Below are 752 nucleotides of genomic sequence, written 5' to 3'. Positions count from 1 at the left end.
AGTCCTGGCACAGAGTCCTTTCTATTTTAGTTACCACTTTTAATAGATCGGACTTTTGTGTTTTTATGTAGCAAAAAATAGGATGGAAGGAAGTGTTTTTTTCTTCCATCCACCCTATTTATTATAGAACTTTATTTATTCAGCCTCTTTGACGTTAATAGAAAGTAAGAAAAGCTTTGCCTAGCTTATTTAGTATCCATTTTTTGTAACTCGAAGTCTTTAGGAATTAAAACTGTGTCAATGATATGAATAACTCCATTGGAAACTTCTAAATCGGTAGAAGTAATCATCGATTCACTGATCATCGGCTCGTCTTCTGAAAAATCGAAGGCCACTTTTTCTCCATTAACAGTTTCAACAGATTTTCCGTCTTTTAAATCTTCAGCCAAAATTTTACTAGCCACCAGGTGATAAGTTAATAGTTTATTAAGATCAGGCTGTGTTAGTAGCTCTTGCTCCGTGATATCAAGCTCTTCTAATAATTGCTCAAAAGCTTCATCCGTTGGGGCGAAGAGGGTATATGGTTCGTTTTCTTGTAAGATTTCAACTAAATTAGTTTTTTCAAAAGCAGCCGCTAAAATACTGAAATCATCATTATCTTGAAGGGTGGCAACAATATCCTTTTGTTTATGTATGTCTTCTTTAGAACTTATTTCTTTGGTACTTTCTTCTTTAGAACTCTCTTTTTTAGAGCTTATTTCTTTGGTACTTTCTTCTTTAGAGCTTATTTCTTTGGTACTCTCTTCTTTAGA

The 752-nt window shown here is 33.6% G+C and carries 1 protein-coding gene; it reads right to left on the bottom strand.

Translation table 11 applies throughout. The features are described from left to right. Positions 1–185 precede the first annotated feature (185 nt). The coding region (locus ACQV2O_RS08600) for a fasciclin domain-containing protein (RefSeq protein ID WP_428875568.1) at positions 186–752 on the bottom strand (567 nt) is incomplete at its 5' end.

This window comes from Facklamia sp. P13055 (assembly GCF_050409445.1).
Classification (GTDB): Bacteria; Bacillota; Bacilli; order Lactobacillales; family Aerococcaceae; genus Facklamia.
The sequence above is the reverse complement of the archived record's forward strand: the minus strand, read 5'-3'. Positions and strand labels throughout refer to the sequence as shown.